Below are 1,702 nucleotides of genomic sequence, written 5' to 3' on the forward strand. Positions count from 1 at the left end.
GGCGGCGGGATGCTGCCGCCGCTTCTGAGTGGCCTGGTCCGCGTCCCGGCCCGCCGCGCCGCGAAGGCCGGCGTCGTGTCCGTGGCCGATCGCCTGGCTGGACTGACCGTGGCCGAGCAGGAGGCTCATGTCCTGGAGCTGGTCCGCACCCAGGTCGCGGTGGTCCTTGGTTATGCGGGTCCGGAGGGGGTGGAGCCGGATCGGTCCTTCCGTGAGCTGGGCTTCGACTCGCTGACCGCTGTCGAGCTGCGCAACCGCCTTGCCGCGGCGGTCGGGCTGCGCCTGCCGGCCACCCTTGTCTTCGACTACCCCACCTCAGTGGTCCTGGCCGAGCACCTGCGAGGCGAGCTCGTCGGAGCTGCCCCGGCGGCCGTGGCGCCGGTCTTTGTGCCGGTCCTCGATGACGAGCCGATCGCGATCGTGGGTCTGGGGTGTCGTTTTCCGGGTGGGGTGGAGAGTCCGGAGGATCTGTGGCGGCTGGTCCTGGAGGGCCGGGATGCGATTTCCGGGTTCCCTGAGGATCGTGGCTGGGATGTGGAGGCGTTGTTCGACGCTGATCCTGATCAGCAGGGGACGAGTTATGCGCGGGAGGGCGGTTTCGTTCGGGGCGCGGGTGATTTCGATCCGGCGTTCTTCGGGATTTCGCCGCGTGAGGCGGTGGCGATGGATCCGCAGCAGCGGTTGTTGCTGGAGACGTCGTGGGAGGCGTTCGAGCGGGCCGGTATCGACCCGACGACGATGCGGGGCAGTCGGACGGGTGTCTTCGCGGGTGTGATGTACCACGATTACGCGTCCCGGCTGTCGGTTTTGCCGGAGGGTGTCGAAGGGTTCGTCGGCACGGGCAATGCCGCGAGTGTCATCTCGGGCCGCCTCTCCTATGCGTTCGGCCTCGAAGGTCCGGCCGTCACCGTCGATACGGCGTGTTCGTCCTCGCTCGTTGCCCTGCACTTGGCGGTGCAGGCGTTGCGGGGTGGTGAGTGTGATCTGGCGTTGGCCGGTGGTGTGACGGTGATGGCGACGCCGGCGGCTTTTGTGGAGTTCAGTCGTCAGCGTGGTCTGGCGGCCGATGGCCGGTGCAAGGCGTTCTCGGCGGATGCTGATGGCACGGGTTGGGCCGAGGGTGCGGGTGTGATGGTCGTGGAGCGGCTGTCGGACGCGCGTGCCAAGGGGCATCCGGTGCTGGCGGTGGTGCGGGGTTCGGCGGTCAATCAGGATGGTGCGAGTAATGGTCTGACGGCGCCGAACGGTCCGTCGCAGCAGCGGGTGATCCGGCAGGCTCTGGCCAGTGCCCGGCTCACGGCGGCCGAGGTCGATGCGGTGGAGGCGCACGGGACGGGCACGACGCTGGGCGACCCGATCGAGGCGCAGGCCCTTCTCGCCACGTACGGTCAGGAGCACAGTGGTGAGCTGCCTCTGTGGCTGGGTTCGATCAAGTCGAACATGGGTCACACGCAGGCTGCGGCGGGTGTCGCGGGCGTCATCAAGATGGTGATGGCGATGCGGCACGGTGTGCTGCCCAGGACCCTGCATGTGGACGAGCCGTCCCCGCACGTGGACTGGTCCGAGGGCGCGGTCTCCCTGCTGGCCGAGCAGGTGGACTGGCCGCAGACCGGCCGTCCGCGCCGTGCCGCGGTGTCCTCGTTCGGCTTCAGCGGCACCAACGCGCACGCCATCATCGAACAAGCCCCCGAACCCGCAGCCG

The 1,702-nt window shown here is 69.0% G+C and carries 1 pseudogene; it reads left to right on the forward strand.

The window, feature by feature from the left end:
- Positions 1–6: 6 nt before the first annotated feature.
- A pseudogene (locus ACP4J0_RS38375) lies at positions 7–1,702 on the forward strand (type I polyketide synthase); the annotation flags it as partial.

This window comes from Streptomyces sp. WG7 (genome assembly GCF_049975785.1).
Classification (GTDB): Bacteria; Actinomycetota; Actinomycetes; order Streptomycetales; family Streptomycetaceae; genus Streptomyces.